Below are 23,587 nucleotides of genomic sequence, written 5' to 3'. Positions count from 1 at the left end.
GGCCTCGGCCGGCGTCTACGCGGCGCCATCGGCGCGGCGACGGCGCAGCCGCAGATAGGCCACCCCGCCGACGGCGGCGAGGCCCACGGTGGCCGCACCGGCGACCGGCGCGAAGTCCTGGGTCAGGGCGAGACCGCCGCCGCCGGCCGGGACGGCGCCCTCGGGACCGGCGAGCGGGCAGTTGACGTTGATGTCCCTGCGCCCCTCCTCCAGCGTCCCGCCGATGGTCCTCCAGGTCAGCACGTAGTCCCCGTTGGGGAGCCGGGCCGCGTCCTCGGGCGCCACGGGTGTGCTGTGTCCGGTGCCGTCGGCCGCGAGGGTGATCTCGCCGGTGGCGATGGGGTCGGTGCGGGGGTCACGGGGCTGCCGGTCGATGGTCCAGGCGATGCGCTGCGACGGCGTGGAGTCCTCGGGGAAGTTGAAGGCGGAGAGGTAGAAGTCGCAGACCAGTTGCTGGTTGCGCTGGTTGTCGAACGGGAAGCCCACCTTGTGGATCACGACCTCGGGGTCGCCGGGGGCGGCGACGGCGGCCGGTGCCGTGATGAGGCTGGCTCCCGTGACGGTGAGTGCCGCGAGGACGGCGGCGGCACTCGCGCGCACTCCGGCGGGGCGCGGGCGGGACGAGGTGGACATGCAGAACCTCCGAGTCAGACGATTTTCACACAAATCGCTCTTTCGCCTGACTCTCTGTCACATCGCACCGGACGGGGGCGGAGCCGCGCCCGACGACCCGTCAGATATCCCCCTTCCGGCCCAAAGCCGCACTCGACGGCGGACCTTTCCCACGCTTTTTCTCCTGCTTCTTCTCCTGCTTCTTCTCCCGCTTCTTCTCACGCTTGCCGCTCCCCCGGCCCGGCTGCGCCGGTGAGCGCAGGGCGATGCCCGACGACACCAGCAGCAGCGCGCCGAGCATCACGAACGGCGCGGCCACGCCCGCGACCCCGGCGATCAGACCGGCGGCGGCAGGGGCCCCGGCCTGCCCCAGCCGGTTGCCCGTCAGCCGCAGCGCGAGGGCGGTGGACCGGGCCTCGTCCGGCGCGGCCTGCACCACCGTGGTCATGGACAGCGGCTGTCCGACGCCCAGGCAGAACCCGAGGGCCGCGAGGATCAGGGCCAGCGCCCACACCGGGACGGGCAGCGCGATCCCGGCGCACAGCACCGCGCCGAGCACACAGGTGACGGTGAGCAGCGCGGTCCGGCCGAGCAACCGCAGCATGGGTGTCATCACCAGACGGCACGCGATGGTCGCCGCCGCGCGCAGGCTCAGCAGGAGGCCGATCACCGAGGGCGCGATGCCCCGGTCCTCGCCGACCACCGGCAGATACGCGGTGAGGATGTCGGTGGCCGACAGCACGGCGAGGCTGATGAAGATGCCGCCGGGCACTCCGCGGGTGCGCAGGATGCGGTGCACGGGCACCCGCTTGCCCTGTGCGGTAAGGGACTTGGGCTCGACCGGACGCTCTATCCGCCACAGCGAGGTGAACGCGACCGCCGCCCCCGCACCCGCCACCACCAGTGCCAGGGCGCTCGTACGGGCCATGTCCGCGCCGCCGATCAGGGCGCCCGCGGCGATCGGGCCGACCAACTGGCCGAGGGAGGCGCCGATGGTGAAGTGGCCGAAGTTGCGGTCGTGTTCATGCGGCGCGGACTGGCGGGCCACCAGTGACTGGGCGCCGATCACGAAGGAGAGGTGACCGAGGCCCATCACACCGCTCCACACGGCCATCGTCACCAGCGAGTTCGCCAGGCCGCTCAGGACGCAGCCGCCGGAGATGAGGACGACGCCCACGGGCAGCAGGGGCGCGCACCGGCCCCGGTCGGTCCTGCGGCCGAGCGGGACGGCGGCGAACAGCGGGAGCAGGGCGTAGACCCCCGCGATCACACCGATCGCCCGCTCGTCGGCGCCCAGCGCGAGGGCCCGGTAGGACACGGCGGGCCTGGCCATCGACACCGCCCCCTGCGCGAAGCTGAAGGCGATGACGAGGCGGAGCAGCCAGCCGCAGTTCCTACCGGGCCTCACGATGCGGGTCCTCCTTGGGGACGTTCACGCCGGTTCGAGGGAACTCCAGCCCGGTCGGAGGGACTTGAGGTCCACCTGGGCGAGAGGGCCGGGTTCCACGGTTCAGATGATGCCGAACAGCACACCGGCGCCGAGGATGATCAGCGAGGTCGCCGCCGCCCACTTGACCACGAACTTCGTGTGGTCGCCGAAGTCGACCTTCGCCATGCCCACGAGCACGTACACGGCCGGCACCAGCGGGCTGGACATGTGCAGCGGCTGGCCGACGAGGGAGGCGCGGGCGATCTCCAGCGGCGAGACACCGTGGGCGGCACCGGCCTCGGCGAGGACCGGGAGGACACCGAAGTAGAAGCCGTCGTTGGACATGAAGTAGGTGAGCGGCAGGCTCAGGAAGCCGGTGACGAGGGCCATGTGCGGGCCCATGCCGGCCGGGATGCCGTCGACGATCCACTTGGCCATCGAGTCGACCATGCCGGTGCCCTGGAGGACGCCGGTGAAGACGGCGGCGGCGAAGACCATGCCGGAGACGTTGAGGACGTTGTCGGCGTGGGCGGCGAGCCTGGCCCGCTGATCGGGGATGTGCGGGAAGTTGACCGTCAGGGCGAGCGCGGCGCCGAGCAGGAAGAGCACCGGGATCGGCAGCAACTCCATGATCATGGCGGTGAGCAGCGCGCACGTGAGCAGCGCGTTGAACCAGTACAGCTTGGGGCGCAGCGTCGGGCGGTTGGGGTCCAGACCCTGGAGGCGGGCGTCGTCCGCCTCGTCGTCCTCGGCGTCGGCGTCGGTGCCGGAGCCCGCTCCGCCGGTGGCCTTCGTCGTACGGCCCTTGCCGTCACCGGAGCCGGCGGCGGCGGACGAGGCGCCCGCGCCGACGAGCACGGTCTCCTCGGTGCCGGACTTCTCCGACGTCTCCTCGTCCTTGACGATCTTCTCCTGCTCCAGCACCTCGTCGAGGCTCAGCACCCCGAGGCGCTTGCGCTCGCGCAGGCCGAGGCCGTAGGCGAGGACGATGACGAAGAGCAGGCCGACGAGGAGCGCGGGGATCATCGGGACGAAGATGTCGCCGGCGTCGAGCTTGAGCGCGGTGGCGGCGCGGGCGGTCGGGCCGCCCCAGGGCAGCGTGTTCATCACGCCGTTGGCGGTGGCGGCGACACCGGTCATGACGACCAGGCTCATCTTCAGGCGCTTGTACAGCGGGTACATCGCCGAGACGGTGATCATGAAGGTGGTCGAGCCGTCGCCGTCCAGGGAGACGATCGCGGCGAGCAGGGCCGTGCCGACGACGATGCGCAGCGGGTCGGCCTTGCAGAACTTCAGGATGCCCCGGACGATCGGGTCGAAGAGACCGACGTCGATCATGAGGCCGAAGTAGACGATGGCGAACATCAGCATCGCGGCGGTGGGCGCGAGGTTGCCCACCCCCTCGATGACGTAGTCGCCGAGATGGGCTCCCTTTCCGACGAACACGCAGAAGAGCGCGGGGATCAGTACGAGCGCCGCGATCGGCGACATCTTCTTCATCATGATCAGGACCAGGAAGGTCGCGATCATGGCGAAGCCGAGGATGGTCAACATGTGGATACCTAACGTTCGCCCTTGAACTCCCACCAGGGCACCGGCGGTGCGACGACGTTAGGGCGGGTCCACAAGCCTTAACAAGACGTTGACATGCGAGCAATAAGAGCAGAACTCCAGGTCACAGCGTTGCGCCTGCTCGGGCCGCGACAGGGACCAGCTCCACGGGGATGCCGTTGAGGACCGCGTTGCCCGACAGCGGGTCGAGCTGGGAGCCGTCGAGGAGCTGGTTGACGTTGACGCCCGGGTCGATCGCGGCGTGGCTCATCCGGGTGCCCGGACGGTCGTGTCCCCAGCCGTGCGGAAGGCTGACGACACCGCGCCGTACGACGTCGGTGACCTCGGCGGGAGCGGTGACCTCTCCCCCGGCGCCCTTGATCCGTACGGCGTCGCCGTCGGCGAGGCCGAGGCGGTCCGCGTCGTCGGGGTGGATGTGCAGGGTGCAGCGGTTGGTGCCGCCGGTGAGGGCGGGGATGTTGTGCAGCCAGCTGTTGTTGGAGCGGAGGTGGCGGCGGCCGATGAGGACCAGGCCGTCCGGGCGCTCCCGCAGGGCGGTGCGGAGCCTCGGCAGATCGTCGACGATCGGCCCCGGCAGCAGTTCGACCTTGCCGCTCACCGTCTTCAGCGGCTGCGGCAGACGCGGCTTCAGCGGCCCGAGGTCGATGCCGTGCGGGTGGTCGAGCAGCTTCGCGAGGGTCAGGCCGTCCGGTTCGGCGCCGAAGCCGTCGCCGTACGGGCCGAGGCGCAGCATCAGGTCGAGCCGGCGCTCGGGGCCGGTGTCGCCCGTGAGCAGACCGGCGAGTTCCTTCGGGTCCCGGCCGTGGACGGGCGAGTGGGCCTCCTTCACGGCCTTGCCCAGGGTCTGGCCGATGACCAGGTCGTCCACGGCGGAGGGGTCGGCGCCGTGCATCCCGGTGGCGGCCAGGACGAGCCGCGCGAGGATCTCCGTCTCGGCCATGCGGCCGTCCTCCAGGGGGACGGCGGCACGGTTGTAGCGGACCTGGTTGCGCACGGCCAAGGCGTTGAGCGCGAAGTCGTAGTGCGGGGCCTGGGAGGGCGGAGGCGGCGGCAGGACGACGTCGGCGTGGCGGGCGGTCTCGCCCAGGTACGGGTCGACGCTGACCATGAAGTCCAGGGAGTCGAGCGCCTTGTCGAGGCGGTCGCCGTCGGGGGCGGAGAGCACGGGGTTGGCGGCGATCGTGACGAGGGCGCGGATCGGGCCGCCCTCGGGGGTCGCGGTGTCGATCTCCTCGGCGAGCGCGGACAGCGGCAGTTCGCCCTTGGCCTCGGGGTGGCCGCTCACCCGGCTGTGCCAGCGGCCGAGCGTGAAGCCGTGGCCGGGTCCGGCTGGCCGGGGCGTCTTGTCGGTCGCGGACTGCGGGAAGAGGGCGCCGCCGGGCCGGTCGAGGTTGCCGGTGAGGATGTTGAGGACGTCGACGAGCCAGCTGGCGAGGGTACCGTGCGGGACGGTGCAGCTGCCGATGCGGCCGTATACGGCGGCGGTGGGCGCGGCGGCCAGTTCGCGGGCGAGCGCGCGAACGGTCCCGGCGTCGACGTCACAGGCGTCGGCGACCGCCTCGGGCGTGAACTCCCGTACGGCGGCGGCCAGTTCCTCGACCCCTTGGACATGCGGGACGAGGTCCCCGAGATCGACGAGGTCCTCCTCGAAGAGGACGTTCGCCATCGCCGCGAGCAGCAGCGCGTCCGTCCCCGGGCGGATCGCCACATGCCGGTCGGCGAGCTTGGCGGTGCGGGTCAGGCGCGGGTCGACGACGGTGAGGGTGCCGCCGCGCGCCTTGAGGGCCTTGAGCTTGCCGGGGAAGTCGGGGGCGGTGCACAGACTCCCGTTGGACTCCAGGGGGTTGGCGCCGAGCAGCAGCAGATGGTCGGTGCGGTCCAGGTCCGGTACGGGGATGGCGTGCGCGTCGCCGTAGAGGAGGCCGCTGGAGACGTGCTTGGGCATCTGGTCGACCGTGGAGGCGGTGAACAGGCTGCGGGTGCCGAGGCCGGCGAGCAGGACGGGCGGGTAGAGGGCGCCGGCCACGGTGTGGACGTTCGGGTTGCCGAGGACGACGCCGACGGCGTTCGGTCCGTGGGCCTCGACGACGGGCCGCAGTCCGGCGGCGACGGCGTCGAAGGCCTCCTGCCAAGTGGCCTCCCGCAGCTCGCCGTCCCTGCGGACCAGCGGGGTGCGCAACCGGTCCGGGTCCCCGTCGGCGGCCCCCAGGGAGGCGCCCTTCGGGCAGATGAACCCCTTGCTGAACACATCGTCCCGGTCACCGCGCGCCTTGGTCACGCGGGTGCCCTCGATGGTGAGGGTGAGCCCGCAGGTCGCCTCGCAGAGGGGGCAGACGCGCAGGGCGGTGCGGGAGTCGATGGTGGTGGACACGGGTCCTCCCGGAGGGGCGGCGGCGACGGTGACGCTCGGACGGGGCCGCGCACAGGGGAACACGGGGCACCGGAGTCGAGCATACCGACCGGTATGCATCGGGGGGAGGGTCTGCCGGGGTCTTGTCGGGAATTCGCGAGACGGTCACCGGGGCGGGGGCCGGTCGGCACCGGGCGGGTCCCGGCCCTGGCACCGGCCGGGAGGCGCGGCCGGGGCTGGACAGGAGGCGCGGCCCGGACAACCCGCACCCCCGGCCCGGGCCGCCCGCACCCCCGCCCGGAGACACCGTGCGCCGGGGCCGGCTCCGCTCGGGAGCCCGGTCGTCCGGTCGTCGTCCGGTCGTCCGGTCGCCCGGTCGGCCGTCCGGTGTCAGTCCAGCACGCGCGCCAGATACGCCCGCAGCAGCTCCCGCATCTCCTGGATGATCCGGGCGTCACCCTCCGGGGAGACCCGGAAGGCCAGGTGCACGAGGGTGTCGGCGGTCTCGACGGCGATGAGGAAGGTGCGGCGGAGGTCCTCGTCGGGGGTGCGGTCGATGAACGCGGAGAGCAGCTCGGACAGCCGGTCGGCGACGAGGTGGTTGGGTTCCTGGCGGCCGCCGCCGACGGGGATCTGGTTGCCGAAGTCGATGAGGGCGAAGCCGGGGGCGTTGCGCTTCATGTCGAGGTACTCGTCGAGGACGGCGTCCATCGCGGTGCGCCAGTCCCGGCCGCCCGTCGCCTGGAGACGGCGGCTGACCCGATCGGTGAAACGGTCCAGATTGCGTTCGGCGAGCGCGTCGGCCATCGCGCGCTTGTTGCCGAAGAAGCGGTAGACGGAGCCGATGGGCACACCCGCGCGCAACGCCACGGCACGGGTGCTCAGCGCGTCGTAGCCCACCTCGTCGAGGAGGTCGGCACAGGCGTCGAGGATCCTGGTCAGTCGTTCGGCACTGCGCCGCTGCACGGGTGCGCGGCGCAGGGAGGTCGCCTGGGACACGGGCTTCATGATGCCTTTCCGCCGAGGTCCGATGAGCCTTCCGAATATCAGTACGGGCGCTACCGCCGCCCCCGCTCAGCAGTGGACGTGAGAACGGCAAACATCCGCACGACCACAGCCTGCCGGGAGACTAAGGCACCGCACTGACAGGACGGATCCCCTCCCGATCCGGTTCTCCCTGTCCGCCCGATGCACCCGATCTGTCGACGTCCCGACGGCGTCCGGTTGTCGCCCCGTCCCCTCGCCGCCCCGAGCTGTCCTCTTGCGCCCGCCCCGGGCGAATCCTACGGTGAAGCATAGGAATCAGGATCGCGAAGGAGCGGGCATGAGCGGGGACGCGAGGAAGACGGCCGAGGGGCTGGAGTACCTCTCCGGTTTCGGCAACGAACACGCCTCGGAGGCGGTCCCCGGCGCGTTGCCGCACGGCCGCAACTCCCCGCAGCGCGCCCCCCTCGGCCTGTACGCGGAGCAGCTCAGCGGCACCGCGTTCACCGAACCGAGGGCCCACAACCGGCGGTCCTGGCTCTACCGGATCCGGCCCTCGGCCGCGCACCCCGCCTTCACGCGCACGGACCACGGCACCCTCCGCACGGCCCCGTTCACCGAGACGGTGCCCGACCCCAACCGCCTCCGCTGGAACCCGCTCCCGGCGCCCCCGGCGGGCACCGACTTCCTCGGCGGCCTGTGGACCCTCGGCGGCAACGGCGACGCGGCGCAGCGCACGGGTATGGCCGTGCACCTGTATCACGCCAATTCCGCCATGGAGCGGGTGTTCGGCGACGCGGACGGCGAACTCCTGATCGTCCCGGAGCGCGGCGGTCTCCTGCTGCGCACGGAGTTCGGCCTGCTGCACGCCGAGCCGGGTGAGATCGCCCTGATCCCCCGGGGCGTCCGCTTCCGCGTGGACCTGCTGGACGCCTCCGCCCGCGGCTATGTCTGCGAGAACTTCGGCGCCCCCTTCCGCCTGCCCGACCTCGGCCCGATCGGTGCCAACGGTCTGGCGAACGCCCGTGACTTCCGGGCGCCGGTGGCCGCGTACGAGGACGTCGAGGGCCCGGTGGAGGTGGTGAACAAGTTCTGCGGGAACCTCTGGACGGCCACGTACGACCACTCCCCGCTCGATGTGGTCGCCTGGCACGGCAACTACACGCCGTACGTCTACGACCTGCGGCGGTTCAACGTCATCGGGACGATCTCGTACGACCACCCGGACCCGTCGATCTTCACGGTGCTGACGTCGCCGAGCGACACCCCCGGCCTTGCGGGGGTGGACTTCGTCGTCTTCGCGCCGCGCTGGCTGGTGGGCGAGGACACGTTCCGGCCGCCGTACTTCCACCGGAACGTGATGAGCGAGTACATGGGCCTGATCGAGGGCGCGTACGACGCGAAGGCGGAGGGCTTCGTGCCGGGCGGCGGTTCGCTGCACAACATGATGTCGGCGCACGGCCCGGACCGGGAGACGTTCGACCGGGCGAGCGCGGCGGAGCTGAAGCCGCAGCGGGTCGACGACGGGCTCGCCTTCATGTTCGAGACGCGCTGGCCGATCCTCACCACGGCACAGGCGGCGCGCGCGGAGCACCTGCAACAGGGGTACGACGAGGTGTGGTCCGGGCTCCAGCGCCACTTCGGCCCGTTGCGCTGAGCGCGTCCCCCGGGTACGGATACCGTCGTGACCTCATTCGCTCCGGATTCGATCGTCCTGAACCGCAAACTGCCGCTCTGGTACCAGGTCTCGCAGTCCCTGCGTGCCTCGATACTCGGCCGAACGCCCCGGGATCCCCTGCGGCTGCCCACCGAGGAGCAGTTGGCCGGGCACTACGGGGTGAGCGTGCTGACCATGCGGCAGGCGCTGAAGGAGCTGGAGGACGAGGGGCTGATCTCCCGGCACCGCCGGCGCGGCACGTTCATCGAGCCGAGCGCCCAGCGGGGCTCGCCGGTACGGCTGCTCGGCTCGGTGGACGCGATCGTGGCCCAGCAGTCGGGCATGACGACCGAGCTGCTGGACCAGGGCAGCACCCCTCTGTCGGGTGAACTCTCGGAGTACTTCCCCGACTTGACCGAGGTGGCCACCTACCACCGGCTGCGCGGCGACGAGCGGACGGGCGAGCCCACCAACCACGCCCGCAACTACGTCCGCCCCGAGCTGGCCGCACGCATCGACCGCGACGATCTGCTCCGCTGGCCGATGACCAAGGTTCTGCGGGATGTCGTGGGCGTGGCCATCGGCCGCATCACCGACACCGTGGAGGCCCGTATCGCCGACCCGGAGACCGCCCGCCTCCTCCAGGTCCCCCTGCTCAGCCCGATCCTCCACTACACGGGCGTCACCTATGACGACTCCGGCCGCGTCCTGGACGTCGCGGTCATCCATTACCGCGGCGACCGCTTCTCCTTCACGGTGACCCTCGATGCCAACTGATGCCTCACCGGCCGCCGCGATGCCCGCTGATCCTTCGCCGGCTCCTTCGACGCCCCTGGACGAGGTCGTACGATGCCCAGCGTGACGCCCGACGACGTTCCGCCGCTCGCGGACCTCATGCCGTGGTCCGTCGCACCGCCACGGCTGGGCCGGGGGTGGCCGACGGCTCCCGACGCGGCATCCCTGAAGGCTCGCTGGGACGCCCTGATGAAGGCGGAGGGCCCGGACCGCGAGGCCCTGTTCGCCCCCACCCGCTCCCGGACCCTGACCTCGGCGGTGACCCAGCTGCCGGGCCAGTCCAGCGGCACCGGCCGGCTGGCCCGTGAGTCGGGCCCCTGCCCCGAGCCCGTACGGATCCTGGCCGCTCCCTTCGACGAGCAGTGGCTCATCCCCGACCACCGCCTGATCGACTCCGCCCGCCCCGAACTGTGGCGTGTGGCGGACGAGCGGCAGGTCTTCGTGGTCGAACAGACGGTCACGCAGACGGGCGCGCCGGATTCCGCCGGCCCTGTGCTCCTGGCGTCGTCCGTCCTCCCGCTGGCCCTTCCCCACGGCCCGCGCATCGGCCCGGTCCGCCCGCTGTACCGGCGCCCCGGGGGCGTGGAGCCGAACCTCGCGCCGGGTCTGCCGGAGTACGTCGGCGAACGCCTCGGCACCGGCCCCGTCGCGCCCCTCGACCTCCTCGCCTGGATCCTGGTGGCCGCGCGCCCCGGCCCCCGCCGCGTCGAGGTCCCCCTCCCCACCGACCCCGAGACCTGGTCCCACGGCGTCGAACTGGGCCGCCGCACCCTCTGGCTGATGCGCCGCGACGGCGACCGCCCCAAACTCCCCGGTGGCCGCCGCCCCTACGTCCGCGCCCCGCTCCCCTCCCGGCCCCTGGAACTGCGCTACGACCGCGACGACGAGACCCTCCTCATCGACGAGGGCCGTGTCTCCCCCGTACCGTCCGAGGCCTGGGACTTCCAGGTGGGCGGCGTCCGCGTCCTGGAGGAGTGGTTCACCCGCAGGACGGAACAGGTGGACCCGGGCACGCTGGAGGCGATCCGCCCGACGACCTGGCCGCAGCCCTGGACGTCGGAACTGCTGGAGCTGATCACCGTGCTCGCCCTCCTGGCGGAACTGAGGCCGCGCCAGGCCGAGTTGACGATCGACCGGCCCATCACGACAGCCGACCTCCGCAAGGCGGACGTACTCCCGGTCCCGGAAACCTCCCGGGCCCCCGCCTCGGTCCTGGACCACCACGAGGAGGGCCCGGAGGGCCAGTTCACGTTGTTGTGAGGAGGGGGAAACTCTCGAAGCCGCCGGGTACCCCCTCCAGGGGCGCGGGGAACTGCGCGACCAGCCCCCACCGAACCCGCACCCGCCCACGCACCCCGCACCCCCGCCCCGCACCCCCTACGGCGCGAACGAATCCAGCACCCTCCCCACCATCCACTCGAACGCCGCCTCCAGATCGATCGGCCCCGAGTCCTCCGTGAACGCCGCCGCCATCCGCGGATACGCCCCGGAGGCGATCTGCCCTCCGAGATACGCGATCCGCACCTCGTTCTCCCGCTCCACCGACCACGGCAACGACCGCGTCCGCTCGGCCGTCGCCAGTTCGTTCGAGACGTACACCGTCACGCAGCCGTTCAACATCGCCAGCAGCTGGATCTTCGTCCCGTACGGCGCCTCGATCGGATCCAGGCAGCTCAGACAGTGCTCCAGATACCGCAGCGCGTTGGGGCTGAAGCCGTACACCGGTGACATCAGCCGCGGCAGCCACGTGTGCCGGTGCATCAACTCACGCGACTGGTACGCCACCCGCCGCATGTCGGCCCGCCAGTCCCCGCTCGGCTCCCACAGCTCGTGCTCACCGCCGACCGCGTCGACCATCAGCTCGTACAGGTCCTCCTTGCGCGGCACGTAGTTGTAGAGCGACATCGTGCCGCAGCCCAGCTCGGCCGCTACATGACGCATGGACACCGCGTCGAGACCCCCCGCGTCGGCGAGCCGCACGGCCGCCGCCGCGATGTCCGCGCGGCTGAACGCGGGCCTCGGGCCTCGGCCGGTGCGCTCGGGGCGCGCCCAGATCACTTCGGGTACGGCAGGTCGGCCGGCCATCGATCATCACCTCGGCCACCATCCTAGTTACGTACAGCGTACGTAGTGCGCTATGGTCAACCCATGACTACTACGTACGCTGTACTTAGTGAGGGTCTGGAGAAGCGCTTCGGGGACGTCCATGCCGTCCGCGGCCTCGATCTGGCCGTGGCGGAGGGCACGGTCGTCGGGATGCTCGGCCCGAACGGGGCGGGCAAGACGACGGCCGTACGGCTGCTGGCGACGCTGCTGCGGCCGGACGCCGGCTCGGCGCGGATCGCGGGCCACGACCTGGTCCGGGAGCCGGGCGCGGTCCGGCGGGCGATCGGGGTGACGGGGCAGTACGCGTCGGTGGACGGGGATCTCACCGGGCGGCAGAACCTGCGGCTGTTCGCACGGCTGCACCGCGTCCGCGACACGGCGGGCCGCGCGGCCGAACTCCTCGACCGCTTCGGTCTTTCCGAGGCCGCCGACCGCCCGGCCTCCACCTACTCGGGGGGCATGCGCCGCCGTCTCGACCTGGCGGCGAGCCTGATCCGGCACCCGGCGGTGCTCTTCCTCGACGAGCCCACGACCGGCCTCGACCCGGTCAGCCGCAATCAGATCTGGGACGCCGTGCGCGCCCTGAAGGCGGAGGGGACGACCGTGCTGCTGACCACGCAGTATCTGGAGGAGGCCGACCAACTCGCCGACCGGATCGTGCTGATGGAGCGGGGCCGGATCGCGCACAGCGGCTCGCCGCCTCAGCTCAAGGCGCTCATCGGCTCGTACGCGGAGGTCGTCGTCGCCCACGCGGACGCGATGATCGCGGCGGCGGGCGTCCTCGACCAACTCACCGGCGCGGAGCCCTCGTTCGACCACGACCGGCACGCGGTGGGCGCGGTCACGCTCGACCCGACGCTCACGCTCCCCCGGCTCGTGCGTGAACTCGACGCGGCGGGCGTGCCGTTGGTCGACGCGAGCCTGCGTCCACCCACCCTCGACGACGTGTTCCTCCGCCTCACCGAGGGTCCCGTCACGGACCTCTCCGACCTCAAGGAGCGTGCGGCATGAGCGGGTTGGCGTACGACGGCACGGCGATGCTGGGCCGGCAGTTGCGGCGGGTCCGGAACAACCCGGGGCTGCTGATCCTCACCCAGATCATGCCGATCTCGATGCTGCTGTTCTTCGGGTACGTCTTCGGCAGCGCCCTCGCCGTGCCGGGCGAGGAGTACCGGCGGTTCCTGGTGCCGGGGCTGCTGGTGGCGACGGCGGCCGGCGGGATCATGACCGGGATGTTCCAGGCCGCCGGGGACACGCACCGGGGTGTGATGGACCGCTTCCGGACGCTGCCGATGAGCCGGGCCGCCGTGCCGCTCGGGCAGGCGCTGGCGGATGTGCTGGTGACGGCCGCCGGGACGGTGCCGTTCCTGCTGGTCGGGCTCGCGGTGGGCTGGCGGATCGAGGGGGGTGTGCTCGCGGCGGCCGGTGCGTTCGGGCTGTTGCTGCTGTTCCGGTTCGCGGCGGTGTGGATCGGCATCTTCCTGGGCCTGCTCACCCGCAGCGAGGAGGCGGCCGGGCAGCTGGGCGGGGCGACGTTCCTGCTGCCGCTGCTGTCCAGCGCGTACATCCCGACCGAGGGGCTGCCGGGCTGGCTGCGCACGGTCGCCGAGTGGAACCCGATCAGCGCGGTGGCCACGGCCCTGCGTGACCTCTTCGGGAACGCGCCCGTGCCGGCGGGAGCCGCCTGGCCGGTGACCCATCCCGTGGCCGGGTCGCTGCTCTGGTGCGCGTTCCTGCTCGCGGTGTTCGTGCCGCTCGCGGTCCGTACGTACGCGGCCGGGCCGAAGTGACCTCCGGCCCGTTCGGGGGACGGGCCGGAACCAGCTGGTGGCGGCGGCTCGCCGACGGGGTGCCGAACAGGTGGCGGGGCGGCCGGAGTTGGCGGACCGGGATCAGGACCGGGGACCGGTGGTGGGAAGGGGAGTCACCGGTGGGGTCGCTCCGGGCGCTGCCGGCGCCGATCGCGCTGCCGGGCGGGGGCGAGGCGCGGGTGGGTGCGGTGCCCGCGCTCGGGGAGTACACCGGGTCGCCGCTGCGTGCCGCGGGGATGACGGACGAGGAGATCGCAGCGCTGCGCCGGGACGGTGTGGTCGCCTGAGCGCGGGCCTTCTGCGGGAAAGCCCTTGGTGCTTGTGGTGCTAGCGGCTGCCGAACAGCGAGCGGCGCAGCCTCTTCAGGGGTGCGAACAGCGAGACCCTGCCGACGCGCGTGTCCTTGCGGCTGCTGCGCTCCTGCGGGGAACGTGACGTTATCTCAAGCATCAGCGAGGTCGCCTCGGCCGTCTCGCGCTGTGGCACGGCGGGGCCGCCCAGCACCGAGAGATGGCGGTCGAGGCGCGAACTGGTCGCGCTGCTCCCGCACGTGATCGCAGGGACTCGCGCCCTGCGCACCGTTATCTGTTCCATGTCACTCCCCACCCGTACGAGTCCACCCGGCCCGGGCAGCGTAACCATATCGCTCCGTCGGAGCACTCGGGAATCATGGCCCCGGTATTCCTCTACCCCGTGACAACACTGTTGACTACTCTCCGAATCCGACCGATTCCAGGGCGAGTTGGACAACTGGCTGGCTGGTGGGTTGCGCTGATCCTCCGTCGGGTTCGACGGTCACGGCGAGTGACGTCGCGTCGGTGTTCATTCCGCTGGTGACCAAGGGCGTGTCGCCGTCGAAGAGGCCCAGGGAGCGTGGTTGCACGTCGGGGCGCATGAGCCAGAGCTGGTGCACCCGGTTCTTCGGGAGGTCCTCGAATCCGCTGAGGGTCACGACCGCGCTCCCCTCCTCGGCGGAAGCGATCACTCCGATTCGATGGCCCTCCGTGTCCCGGTCGCTGGTCGCGCGGGCGTCCGGCGCGGCGAGAACGTGGGCGATCTCACTGGCCTGTTCGCGCTCGGCGGCCAGTTGGTCCTGTGTGCGGTTCGCCTGGACGGCGAAGAGGGACGCCACGACGAGTGCGGCGGCGGCCGTGGCGGTGGCCAGCGGGGCGAGCAAAGAGCGCATCCGGGGCGCACGGGCGCGCGCATGCGGCGGCGGCTCGGTGCCCCACACATGGCGTGGCAGATGCTGGGGCCGCGTGGGCTGGGCGCTCCAGGACCGGTTCTCCTGGGGTGTGTTGCGTACGGCGGCGAAGACCCGGTCGCGCATCGCCGCGGGCGCCGGGGCGGCCGTCGACCAGGCCAGGCGTACCGCGTCCTCGGACAGGGCGCGCACCTCGGCGGGGCAGCGGTCGCAGCGCTCCAGGTGCTTCTCGAAGCGGCGCCGCTCGTCGGGCTCCAGGGCGTCGAGCGCGTAGGGAGCGGCGAGCGAGTGGAGGTCCTCACGACGGAACAGGCTCACGCCGCACCTCCCCCGGGCACACACGCCCCACGTGGCGCGCGGACGAACGGGGCCTCACGTGCCGCGAGGCCGATCAGGGCGCTCATGCGACTCCTCCCAGGCATTCGCGCAGCCGTGTGAGTCCGTCGCGCATACGGGTCTTGACCGTGCCGAGGGGCAGCGAGAGCCGCTCGGCCACTTCACGGTAGGTGTAGCCGTCGTAGTAGGCGAGGGTGACGGACTCGCGCTGGAGGGTGGTGAGCTTCTCCAGGCAGTGGCGCACCCACTGACGTTCGAGTCCGGCCTCGACCTCCTCGGCGACCTGGTCGAAGGCGGGGTGGTGGTTGCGCCGTCCCTCGCGCTGCTCGCGCTCGGTGGCGGCGCGGGCGCTGCGCACCCGGTCCACCGCCCGCCGGTGCGCGAGGGTGAGTATCCAGGACAGGGCGCTGCCGCGGGCGGGGTCGAACCGGCCCGCGGAACGCCAGAGTTCGAGCAGCACCTCCTGAGCCACCTCCTCCGACTGCGCCGGGTCCCGTACGACCCGGCGGACCAGCCCGAACACCGGGCCGGACACCAGTGCGTACAGCTCCTCGAACGCCCGTTGGTCGCCTCCGGCCACCCGGACCAGAAGCTTGTCCGCCTCCACTCGCTCCCCCTCGCCTCCGGTCGAGCACGGCCATCCCCGCGCGTAAGGCATTCGCAACCAACCCACCTCCGGATGGGGTTACGGATCAGCCTGCCCAAAACGCGGGTCGCCGGTCGACCGATCCGAACATCGGATCAACGAATCCCGCTCTCCGCTGAAACAACCTTTCAAACGCGCCGTAAGAACGTTTGGGATTCGACCAATCCACCCTGCCGACCGCACCGAATGGCGTTCGTCAGGCAAGTTGGGACAGAGGACGGACGGCATGACGACACCTACTTCCAGGAGCGGCGCGGGACGGCGGAGCATCGCGTCCCTCATCTGTGCTTCGCTGGCCGCCGGAGGGCTCGCAGCCGCCGGCGTGACCGTGTTGCAGCCGGGGGCGGCTTCCGCCTCCAGCCACCGGGAGGCCCCGCTGATCTCGGGTGAGCCCCAGTTCGACAACACCGATGTGTACGCGTTCGTCAGCCCCGACAAGCCGGACACGACGACGGTGATCGCGAACTGGATCCCCTTCGAGGAGCCGGCGGGCGGCCCGAACTTCTTCACGTTCTCCGAGGACGCGGAGTACGACATCCGCGTCGACCAGGACGGCGACGCCCAGGAAGACCTGGTCTTCCGGTACACGTTCAAGACGAAGACGAAGAACGACAGGACCTTCCTGTACAACACGGGCGTCGTGGAGAGCCTCGACGACCCGGACCTGAACATCACGCAGACGTACGACATCGACCTCATCAAGCTGAAGAACCGCCGCGCGGTGTCCAAGACGAAGCTCGCGGACGATGTGTGGGTGGCGCCGTCGAACGTCGGCAAGGCGTCGATGCCGGACTTCAAGAAGCTGCGCGACGAGGCCGTCTACAAGACCGCGAGCGGGGTGACGACGTACGCCGGCCAGGCCGACGACCCGTTCTTCCTGGACCTGCGCGTCTTCGACCTGCTGTACGGCGGTGACCTCTCCGAGGTCGGGCGGGACACGCTCAAGGGCTACAACGTCAACTCGATCGCCCTGCAGATCCCGAGCGAGGCGCTCGTCCAGTCCAAGGACCAGCCCATCGTCGGCATCTGGTCGACGACCCAGCGTGCGGGCGCCGACGGCCAGTACCACCAGGTGTCGCGCCTGGGTATGCCGCTGGTGAACGAGGTCGTCAACCCCATCGGGGACAAAGACAAGTTCAACGCGTCCTCGCCGGTGGACGACGCCCAGTTCCTGAAGAACGTCACCGAGCCCGAGCTGCCCAAGCTGATCGAGGCGATCTACAAGATCCCGGCTCCCAAGGAGCCGCGCAACGACCTCGTCGACGTCTTCCTGAAGGGTGTCGAGGGCCTCAACCAGCCGCCGCACGTGACTCCTTCGGAGCAGCTGCGCCTCAACACCTCCATCGAGCCCACCAAGAAGCCGAAGCGGCTCGGTGTGCTGGACGGTGACAACCAGGGCTTCCCGAACGGGCGCCGGCTCACCGACGACGTGCTCGACATCGCGCTGCAGGTCGTCGAGGGCGAACTGGTCGACGCTCCCAACGACCTGGGTGACGCGGTCGACAAGAACGACAAGAAGTTCGGCAAGTCCTTCCCGTACGTCGGTCTGCCGACGGCCGGTTCGCGGGGCAAGACCGTCAAGGGCAACACCACGAACAGCGTCCGCAGCGCGATCGGCACGGGTGTCGAGGGCGGTACGGACGACACCACGCTGATCGCCGCCTCGGCCGGCGCCGGCGCGGCCGGTGTCCTGCTCATCGGCTCGGGCCTGCTGTGGTGGCGTCGTCGGAACGACCGCGCGTACTACTAGTCCGCCCCGACCGGGCCCACTCCCATCGGGCCCGGTCCACCGAGACCGGCGCGGCCCGCTCGTATCCATCCCCCACGGCGCGGGCCGCGCCCCACGATCACGATCACCGCACTCGGCAAGGATGTTGAGGAGAGGGCATGTCCCCGCGTACGAACGAGAACGCGTCGAAGGACGGACGTCCACGTCCCGACGCGGGGGCTCCCGAGGACGCCCGCCCCGACTCGGCCGAGTCAGGTGCCGCGTCGAAGGCCGAGGCCGGCCCGTCGTCCGAGACGAAGGCCGACGGGCGTGACCTCACCAAAGCCCGGCCCGTGTCCGGTGCCCACGCCGAGGCCAAGGCCGACCGGCGTGACCTCGCCGAGGCCGGCCCCGCGTCCGAGGTGGAGCCGGGCCCGGAGCCCGGTCCCGTACCCGTACCCGGTCGTCGGCCCTCGGCCCGCGGCGCCGGTCCCGAGCCGGCCCGGTGGCGGGTGCTGCGGCTCACCGCGTGTGCGGCGGCGCTGGCCGTGGCGTTCACCGGGTTCGCCGTGGCGCTGGGTGCCAAGGACGACGACCGGACCGTGGCGATGTCCTCCTCGCCGGGTGTCTCGGCGGCGCAGCTCGCCGGAGGCGATCTGGACACGGCGGTCGAGCGGCTGCAGGCCCATCTCAAGGAGCAGCCCAAGGACTTCGGCTCCTGGTCCACGCTGGGCCTCGCCTATGTCGAGCAGGCCCGCGTCAAGGGCGACCCCTCCCGCTACCCGCAGGCCGAGCAGTCCCTGAAGCGCTCGCTGAAGCTGCGGCCGGACAACGACCCGGCCCTCGCGGGCCTCGCCGCGCTCGCCGCCGCCCGCCACGAGTTCGAGGACGCGCTGCGGTACGCGGACTGGGCGCTCGAAGAAAACCCGTACAGCGAACGCGCGTTGTGCAGCCGCGTCGACGCCCTCGTCGAACTCGGCCGCTACGACGACGCGTTGAAGGCGGTGAAGCTCGCCGACACCCGCCGCCCCGGCATCCCCGTCTTCACCCGGTACGCCTACGTGTACGAGCTGCGCGGCGACGTGAAGACCGCCCGGCGCGTCCTGGAACGGGCCCTGAGGTCGGCGGCCACCCGGGGCGACATCGCCTACGTGGCCACCCAGCTCGGCCAACTCGCCTGGAAGCAGGGCGACTACAAGACCTCGCTCGACCACTACGCCCGCGCCCTCGGCGCCGACGACACCTACCTCCCCGCTCTGGAGGGCCGCGCCCGCGCCCAGGCCGCGAGCGGCGACGGCGCGGAGGCGATCCGCGGCCTGGAGCAGGTCGTGTCCTCCTACCCGCTGCCCGGGCCGCTCGTCGTGCTCGGCGAGCTGTACGAGGCGAAGGGCGACAAGACGCGGGCGGGCGACCAGTACGCGCTGGTGGACGCCTACACCGCCATCGCCCGCTCCAACGGCGTCAACGCCGACCTCGACACCGCGCTCGCCGCCGCCGACCACGGCGACACCAAGGCCGCGCTGCGGGCCGCCGAGGCCGAGTTCGAGCGCCGGGAGACAGTCCACACGGCGGACGCCCTCGCCTGGGCGCTGCACGTCAACGGCCGCGACGACGAGGCCCTGCCGTACGCCCGCCGCGCCACCGCCACCGGGTACAAGGACGCGACGTTCCTGTACCACCGGGGGATGGTCGAGTACGCGGCCGGCGACAAGAAGGAGGCCCGTACCTCCCTGAAGGCGGCGCTCGACCTCAACGCCGGTTTCTCGCCGCTCGGCGCGGCGGAAGCCCGTAGGACCCTCAAGAAACTGCAGGCTCTGGAGACCGCCAAGTGATCTCTCCCCGGCGCGTGTTCGCCTCCGGCACGGCGGTCCTGGTGGCCGCCTGCGCGCTCGTCCTCGGCCCCGCCCAGGCGGCGAGCGCCCACCCGCTCGGCAACTTCACCGTCAACCGGTACGACGGCCTGGTCGCCGCCCCCGGACAGCTGAGGATCCTCCATGTCGAGGACCTCGCGGAGATCCCGGCGACCCAGGCCGCGCCCGCCATCAAGCGGCAGGGCAAGGAGAGCTGGGCCCGGGAGCGGTGCGAGAAGGCCGCCGAGGGCAGTGAGGTCACGGTCGACGGGAGTGCCGTCGAGGTGGCTCTCAAGTCGAGCCGGGCCGAGGAGCGGCCGGGCCAGGCGGGGCTGAAGACGCTGCGCGTGGAGTGCCGGCTGACGGCTCCGCTGCCGGACCGGGCCGCCGACGTACGCTTCCACGCGGCCGTCGACTCCGGGCCGGGCTGGCGCGAGGTCACCGCTCAGGGCGACCGGGCGACGCTGACCGGGTCGGACGTGCCCGAGGAGTCGCTGTCGAAGCAACTCACCGACTATCCGGCGGAGTTGTTGCAGTCGCCGGAGGACACGGCGAAGGCCTCCCTCCAGGTGCGGCCGGGCGGTCCCGCGCTGGCCGAGCAGGAGAGCGACGCGCCCGGCGCCTCGATCCTCCCGCGCGGCGCGGACCGCTGGACCCGGGCCCTCGACGACCTGGTCTCCAGCCAGGACCTCACCTTCGGCTTCGGCGCCCTCGCCTTCGGTATCGCCCTGTTCCTGGGCGCCATGCACGCGCTCGGCCCGGGCCACGGCAAGACTCTGATGGCCGCGACGGCCGCCGCCCGCGACCGGGCCCGGATGCGTGACGTCCTCCCCATGGCCGCGTCGGTGACGGTGACCCACACCCTGGGCGTCGTCGCCCTCGGACTCCTCGTCCTGGCCGGCTCCGCCGCCGCCCCGTCCGTGATCACCTGGCTGGGCATCGCGAGCGGCCTGTTCGTGATGGGCGCGGGAGTCACACTCGCCCGCCGCGCATGGCTGAACCGCAAGCTGACGCTCACCCACGCGAAGGCCCACGGACACGGGCACACGCACGATCACGATCACAGTCATGGCCACGACCATGACCACGAGCACGGCCATGACCACGATCACCAGCACGGGCACGGGCACTCCCACAGCCACGAGCACGAGCACGAGCACAGTCACCAGCACGGCCACGGGGACGGCCACTCCCACACGCACGACCACGCGCCCGAGCCCGGCCGGGAGCTCGTACTCGCCCAGGCCGCCCCCGCGCGCACCCACGCGCACGGCGAGACCCACTCGCACACCCACGCGTCGGTCGCGACCCACACCCACGACCACGCACCGGCCGGGCCGCACACCCACTCCCCCGGCGAGGGTCACTCCCACAGCCACGACCACAAGCACGGTCATGACCACAAGCACGACCACGGTCACGACCACAGCGCCCCGCACACCCACGACCACGACCACGATCACGACCAAGCCCCCACCCAGAAGCGCTCCCTCTTCGGCGGCGGCATCACGCACACCCACGGCGGCTTCACGCACACCCACCCCACCGCGCCCACCCTGCGCGGCACGATCCTGCTCGGTTTCGCGGGCGGCATGGTGCCGAGCCCCTCGGCCGTGGTCGTGCTGGTCGGCGCGGCGGCGCTGGGCAAGGCGTGGTTCGGGCTGCTGCTGGTGCTGGCGTACGGCATCGGGCTGGCGCTCACGCTGACGGCGGCCGGGTACGCCGTGGTGAAGGCGGGCGGCTGGGTGACGCGGGTGATGGACAAGGGCGAGGGCCGGCTCGGCGGGCCGACGGCCGCGCTGGTGCGCAGGACCGTACCGCTGGCGTCGGCGCTGCTGGTCGTCGCGCTCGGGGCCGCTCTGGTCGTCAGGGGGGCAACATCCGCACTCGTCTGAGCTACTTTTGGGGAGAAATCACACGGAGTGCTCGGAGTACGCCGCGTACTCGGAGCACGAGGTGGAGATTTCACGCGGATACGAGTGACGGGGGATGGCCGTGTCCGAAGAACCCGGCAGTGAACGTGTGATCGCGGGCCGCTACCGCCTGCTGACCCCGCTCGGCGAGGGCGGCATGGGCACCGTGTGGCGGGCCCGCGACGAGGTGCTGCACCGCGAGGTCGCCGTCAAGGAGGTGCGGGCGCCGGGCGGTGTCGCGGTGTCCGACGTCGAGCGGATGTACGCCCGGCTGGAGCGGGAGGCGTGGGCGGCGGCCCGGGTCGCCAACCGCAATGTCGTCACGGTGTACGACGTGGCCATGGAGGACGGCCGCCCGTGGATCGTGATGGAGCTGGTGCGCGGGGTGTCCCTCGCCGATCTCCTGGACGCCGAGGGCCCCCTCTCCCCCCAGCGCGCCGCGCACATCGGCGCCGAGGTGCTGTCCGCGCTGCGGGCCGCGCACGAGGCCGGGGTGCTGCACCGGGACGTGAAACCTGCCAATGTGCTGATGTCCAACGACGGCCGGGTCGTCCTCACCGACTTCGGTATCGCCACGGTCGAGGGCAGCTCCGCGCTGACGATGACCGGCGAGGTCATCGGTTCCCCCGAGTTCCTCGCCCCGGAGCGCGCACTCGGCCGTGCGTTCGGCCCCGAGTCGGACCTGTGGTCGCTCGGTGTGCTGCTGTACGCGGCGGTCGAGGGCAACTCGCCGTTCCGGCAGAACACTCCGCTGAGCACCCTGCGCGCGGTCGTCGACGAGGAGCTTCCGCCGCCGCTGCGGGCCGGTCCGCTGGGCCCGGTGATCGAGGGGCTGCTGCGCAAGGATCCGGCCGACCGGATCCCCGCCGAGCGGGCCGAGCGGGATCTGCGGATCATCGGCGCCGGGGGCACCCCCTCCGGCGGAGACGCCCCGCGCTCCGACACGGTCCCCTCGGCCCCGTACAGCCCGACGGTGGCGGCCTTCCCGAGTCGGGGCGGGGGCCCGGGGCGGGGCACGAACGAGTTCGGGCCGCCGACCCCACCGCATCCGGTCCCGGCCGCCGTGACCCACCCGTCCGGGGCGCCGACCCGCGAGCCCGATCGCAACCGCCGGGCCCTCGTCTTCCTGGTCGCCGGTATCGCGGCGATCGCGTTCGCCATCGCCGGACTGACGTACGCCCTGGTCAACCGTGGCGACGACGGGAAGGACGGCAACCCCACCAACGGGGCGGGCACGGTGGGCGGCACGAACGAGCAGACGGGCGACGGGGGCACGGGCGAGGAGACCGGCGACGACACGGGCGACGACGGCGGCACCCCCTCCAGGACACCCGACGAGGAGAAACCGACCACCGAGCCGCCCGCGCAGTCGGTCGGGGTGACCGTCGAGGGCACGAACACCGACTACTCCGGGGCCTGTCCGCCACAGGACGCCGAGGCGCCCGCCTTCACCGCGACGTTCACCGTGGGCAGCGTCCCCGTGGACGTCGACTACCGCTGGGTGGCCAAGAGCGGTGAGGTCGAGGACCCCGGCTGGAAGACGCTGTCGTTCGGGTCCGGCGGTGAGAAGACCAAGCAGGACAAGGTCGTCGTCTCGACGAACGGGAGCTACACGGACGAGATCAGCGTCGAGGTCCGCGGACCGGTGAAGGTGACGTCCAACTCCGTCGCGTTCTCGGTGACGTGCGAGACGGAGGCCCCGACCACGGGCGGGACCTCCCCCTCCGACGACTCGGAGAACCCCGGCGAGTACAGCGACTCCGAATCCGACTACGAGAACGAGGCCGGAGCGCTGAGCGGAGCCGTCAGGCCGCGTTCCTGAACACCGGCAGATAGCCGCCCGACTGGCCCGCGGCCTTCGGGTGGTACGACTCGCCGATGTTCAGCAGGTTGAGACTGTGCAGCCACGCGCTGCCCGAGCACAGTTCGTGCCCGGTGAACGCGGAGCGGACGTCGCCGAAGGTGAAGCCGTGGTCGGCGGCGCGTTTCGCGAGGGCGGTGTTCAGGTAGTCGGCGGCGTTGTTGATGGCGGTCCGCTTGGCCTGGGAGAGGCCGGGGCAGGTGCCGCCGAGCTGGTAGAAGCGGGGGTAGCCGAGCACCACCACATGGGCGGCCGGTGCCTTCGCGCTGATCGCCGAGTAGACCTTGTCGAGCTGGCCGGGGAGCGTCGAGTCGACGTACGCCTTCGCCGTGTTGATGCGGGAGACGCAGGAGCTGTCGGACTGCAGGACGCAGGTGGTCATGACGTCGGCGAAGCCGGCGTCGTTGCCGCCGACGCTGACCGAGACGAGCCCCGTGCCCGCGCCGAGCGGTCCCAGTTGATCGGCCAGAACATCACCCGTTCGGGCGCCCGAGCAGGCCGTGAAATGGAACGACGAGGGCGCGTTGGCGGCCGCCCAGAGGTACGGATAGGCCTTCGTGCTGCGCTTGCAGTCGCCGCTGGAGGAGATGTAGCTCCCCGCGCCGACGCCCGAGGAATAGGAGTCGCCGAGCGCCACATAGCCGGTGGCGGCGGCCTGTTGGGACGCCTGCGCCGTCGTGGCCCCGGTGAGGGCGGTGCCGACGGCGAGGAGGAGTGAGGTCATGTATGCCGCGAGTCGGGAACGTCTCATGG

Annotated in this window: 20 protein-coding genes; 10 read left to right on the top strand and 10 right to left on the bottom strand. The window is 71.8% G+C overall.

The features are described from left to right. Positions 1 to 15: 15 nt before the first annotated feature. The 5 genes from ABT147_RS26490 to ABT147_RS26470 all read right to left on the bottom strand — a co-directional run bounded on the left by ABT147_RS26490 (position 16) and on the right by ABT147_RS26470 (position 6,971). Positions 16 to 633, bottom strand: coding sequence for a hypothetical protein (locus ABT147_RS26490; RefSeq protein WP_351410426.1), 618 nt, complete (start codon positions 631 to 633; stop codon positions 16 to 18). 100 nt (positions 634 to 733) lie between these two features. Continuing rightward, positions 734 to 2,020, bottom strand: coding sequence for an MFS transporter (locus ABT147_RS26485; protein ID WP_351410424.1), 1,287 nt, complete (start codon positions 2,018 to 2,020; stop codon positions 734 to 736). Between the two features lie 102 nt (positions 2,021 to 2,122). Beyond that, positions 2,123 to 3,595, bottom strand: coding sequence for a CitMHS family transporter (locus ABT147_RS26480; protein ID WP_351410422.1), 1,473 nt, complete (start codon positions 3,593 to 3,595; stop codon positions 2,123 to 2,125). 121 nt (positions 3,596 to 3,716) lie between these two features. Next, entirely contained in the window at positions 3,717 to 5,984 is a 2,268-nt protein-coding gene (locus ABT147_RS26475) for a molybdopterin oxidoreductase family protein (protein ID WP_351410420.1), read from the bottom strand. A 369-nt stretch (positions 5,985 to 6,353) separates the two neighbouring features. Beyond that, a complete protein-coding gene (locus ABT147_RS26470) occupies positions 6,354 to 6,971 on the bottom strand; it encodes a TetR/AcrR family transcriptional regulator (RefSeq protein ID WP_351410418.1) in 618 nt (205 codons plus the stop codon). Between the two features lie 316 nt (positions 6,972 to 7,287). Here ABT147_RS26470 and hmgA point away from each other — a divergent pair, with 316 nt between their 5' ends. From hmgA to ABT147_RS26455, 3 genes are all read left to right on the top strand, one after another. Beyond that, on the top strand, positions 7,288 to 8,604 hold the full coding sequence (hmgA, locus tag ABT147_RS26465; protein WP_351410416.1) for a homogentisate 1,2-dioxygenase: 1,317 nt from the start codon (positions 7,288 to 7,290) through the stop codon (positions 8,602 to 8,604). Between the two features lie 27 nt (positions 8,605 to 8,631). After that, positions 8,632 to 9,381: a GntR family transcriptional regulator gene (locus ABT147_RS26460; RefSeq protein ID WP_351410414.1), complete on the top strand. Its 750-nt coding sequence runs from the start codon at positions 8,632 to 8,634 to the stop codon at positions 9,379 to 9,381. 72 nt (positions 9,382 to 9,453) lie between these two features. Further along, positions 9,454 to 10,659, top strand: a complete 1,206-nt coding sequence (locus tag ABT147_RS26455; RefSeq protein WP_351410412.1) for a type ISP restriction/modification enzyme — start codon at positions 9,454 to 9,456, stop codon at positions 10,657 to 10,659. A 117-nt stretch (positions 10,660 to 10,776) separates the two neighbouring features. On the opposite strand, the gene ABT147_RS26450 is transcribed toward ABT147_RS26455, so the two are convergent. Further along, complete coding sequence (locus ABT147_RS26450; protein WP_351410410.1) at positions 10,777 to 11,484, bottom strand: TetR/AcrR family transcriptional regulator; 708 nt, start codon at positions 11,482 to 11,484, stop codon at positions 10,777 to 10,779. A 63-nt stretch (positions 11,485 to 11,547) separates the two neighbouring features. Between ABT147_RS26450 and ABT147_RS26445 the strand changes: the two genes are divergently transcribed. The 3 genes from ABT147_RS26445 to ABT147_RS47385 all read left to right on the top strand — a co-directional run bounded on the left by ABT147_RS26445 (position 11,548) and on the right by ABT147_RS47385 (position 13,603). Further along, the gene (locus tag ABT147_RS26445; protein ID WP_351410408.1) at positions 11,548 to 12,516 is read left to right on the top strand and encodes an ATP-binding cassette domain-containing protein; all 969 of its coding nucleotides are present in this window, start codon (positions 11,548 to 11,550) and stop codon (positions 12,514 to 12,516) included. Next, complete coding sequence (locus tag ABT147_RS26440; protein WP_351410406.1) at positions 12,513 to 13,295, top strand: ABC transporter permease; 783 nt, start codon at positions 12,513 to 12,515, stop codon at positions 13,293 to 13,295. Before ABT147_RS26445 ends, ABT147_RS26440 begins: the two co-directional genes overlap by 4 nt. A 140-nt stretch (positions 13,296 to 13,435) precedes the next feature. Then, complete coding sequence (locus tag ABT147_RS47385) at positions 13,436 to 13,603, top strand: hypothetical protein (protein WP_502983162.1); 168 nt, start codon at positions 13,436 to 13,438, stop codon at positions 13,601 to 13,603. Between the two features lie 40 nt (positions 13,604 to 13,643). Here the strand turns inward: ABT147_RS47385 and ABT147_RS26430 are convergent, their stop codons facing one another. The 3 genes from ABT147_RS26430 to ABT147_RS26420 all read right to left on the bottom strand — a co-directional run bounded on the left by ABT147_RS26430 (position 13,644) and on the right by ABT147_RS26420 (position 15,463). Continuing rightward, positions 13,644 to 13,910 (bottom strand): hypothetical protein, encoded by a 267-nt coding sequence (locus ABT147_RS26430; protein WP_351410404.1) that lies wholly within the window; start codon positions 13,908 to 13,910, stop codon positions 13,644 to 13,646. Between the two features lie 115 nt (positions 13,911 to 14,025). After that, the gene (locus tag ABT147_RS26425) at positions 14,026 to 14,838 is read right to left on the bottom strand and encodes an anti-sigma factor (protein WP_351410402.1); all 813 of its coding nucleotides are present in this window, start codon (positions 14,836 to 14,838) and stop codon (positions 14,026 to 14,028) included. An 82-nt stretch (positions 14,839 to 14,920) separates the two neighbouring features. Continuing rightward, positions 14,921 to 15,463 (bottom strand): sigma-70 family RNA polymerase sigma factor, encoded by a 543-nt coding sequence (locus ABT147_RS26420; protein ID WP_257547173.1) that lies wholly within the window; start codon positions 15,461 to 15,463, stop codon positions 14,921 to 14,923. 265 nt (positions 15,464 to 15,728) lie between these two features. On the opposite strand from ABT147_RS26420, the gene ABT147_RS26415 reads away from it, so the two are divergent. The 4 genes from ABT147_RS26415 (at position 15,729) to ABT147_RS26400 (ending at position 22,795) form a co-directional block, all read left to right on the top strand. Beyond that, a complete protein-coding gene (locus ABT147_RS26415; protein WP_351410399.1) occupies positions 15,729 to 17,252 on the top strand; it encodes a DUF4331 domain-containing protein in 1,524 nt (507 codons plus the stop codon). Positions 17,253 to 17,389: 137 nt separating this feature from the next. Continuing rightward, positions 17,390 to 19,042, top strand: coding sequence for a tetratricopeptide repeat protein (locus tag ABT147_RS26410; RefSeq protein ID WP_351410397.1), 1,653 nt, complete (start codon positions 17,390 to 17,392; stop codon positions 19,040 to 19,042). Beyond that, positions 19,039 to 20,955 carry a nickel transporter gene (locus ABT147_RS26405; RefSeq protein WP_351410395.1) on the top strand — a complete coding sequence of 639 codons (1,917 nt, stop codon included), beginning with the start codon at positions 19,039 to 19,041 and terminating at the stop codon, positions 20,953 to 20,955. The genes ABT147_RS26410 and ABT147_RS26405 overlap by 4 nt, the downstream gene beginning before the upstream one ends. Positions 20,956 to 21,049: 94 nt before the next feature. Beyond that, positions 21,050 to 22,795 carry a serine/threonine-protein kinase gene (locus tag ABT147_RS26400; RefSeq protein WP_351410393.1) on the top strand — a complete coding sequence of 582 codons (1,746 nt, stop codon included), beginning with the start codon at positions 21,050 to 21,052 and terminating at the stop codon, positions 22,793 to 22,795. Here ABT147_RS26400 and ABT147_RS26395 read toward each other — a convergent pair. Next, positions 22,779 to 23,585 carry an SGNH/GDSL hydrolase family protein gene (locus ABT147_RS26395; RefSeq protein ID WP_351410391.1) on the bottom strand — a complete coding sequence of 269 codons (807 nt, stop codon included), beginning with the start codon at positions 23,583 to 23,585 and terminating at the stop codon, positions 22,779 to 22,781. The genes ABT147_RS26400 and ABT147_RS26395 overlap by 17 nt on opposite strands. Between the last annotated feature and the right edge of the window lie 2 nt (positions 23,586 to 23,587).

Source organism: Streptomyces sp. NPDC001868 (assembly GCF_040297125.1).
GTDB lineage: Bacteria > Actinomycetota > Actinomycetes > Streptomycetales > Streptomycetaceae > Streptomyces.
Note: the sequence above shows the minus strand (reverse complement) of the source record. Positions and strands in the feature narration are given on the sequence as shown.

What these genes read in the sequence shown, in the direction of transcription:
- ABT147_RS26395 (WP_351410391.1), bottom strand. Translation starts at nt 23,585, where the DNA reads ATGAGACGTTCCCGACTCGCGGCATACATGACCTCACTCCTCCTCGCC.
- ABT147_RS26430 (WP_351410404.1), bottom strand. Translation starts at nt 13,910, where the DNA reads ATGGAACAGATAACGGTGCGCAGGGCGCGAGTCCCTGCGATCACGTGC.
- ABT147_RS26445 (WP_351410408.1), top strand. Translation starts at nt 11,548, where the DNA reads ATGACTACTACGTACGCTGTACTTAGTGAGGGTCTGGAGAAGCGCTTC.
- ABT147_RS26470 (WP_351410418.1), bottom strand. Translation starts at nt 6,971, where the DNA reads ATGAAGCCCGTGTCCCAGGCGACCTCCCTGCGCCGCGCACCCGTGCAG.
- ABT147_RS26410 (WP_351410397.1), top strand. Translation starts at nt 17,390, where the DNA reads ATGTCCCCGCGTACGAACGAGAACGCGTCGAAGGACGGACGTCCACGT.
- ABT147_RS26400 (WP_351410393.1), top strand. Translation starts at nt 21,050, where the DNA reads ATGGCCGTGTCCGAAGAACCCGGCAGTGAACGTGTGATCGCGGGCCGC.
- ABT147_RS26490 (WP_351410426.1), bottom strand. Translation starts at nt 633, where the DNA reads ATGTCCACCTCGTCCCGCCCGCGCCCCGCCGGAGTGCGCGCGAGTGCC.
- ABT147_RS26480 (WP_351410422.1), bottom strand. Translation starts at nt 3,595, where the DNA reads ATGTTGACCATCCTCGGCTTCGCCATGATCGCGACCTTCCTGGTCCTG.
- ABT147_RS26455 (WP_351410412.1), top strand. Translation starts at nt 9,454, where the DNA reads ATGCCCAGCGTGACGCCCGACGACGTTCCGCCGCTCGCGGACCTCATG.
- ABT147_RS26450 (WP_351410410.1), bottom strand. Translation starts at nt 11,484, where the DNA reads ATGGCCGGCCGACCTGCCGTACCCGAAGTGATCTGGGCGCGCCCCGAG.
- hmgA (WP_351410416.1), top strand. Translation starts at nt 7,288, where the DNA reads ATGAGCGGGGACGCGAGGAAGACGGCCGAGGGGCTGGAGTACCTCTCC.
- ABT147_RS26415 (WP_351410399.1), top strand. Translation starts at nt 15,729, where the DNA reads ATGACGACACCTACTTCCAGGAGCGGCGCGGGACGGCGGAGCATCGCG.
- ABT147_RS26440 (WP_351410406.1), top strand. Translation starts at nt 12,513, where the DNA reads ATGAGCGGGTTGGCGTACGACGGCACGGCGATGCTGGGCCGGCAGTTG.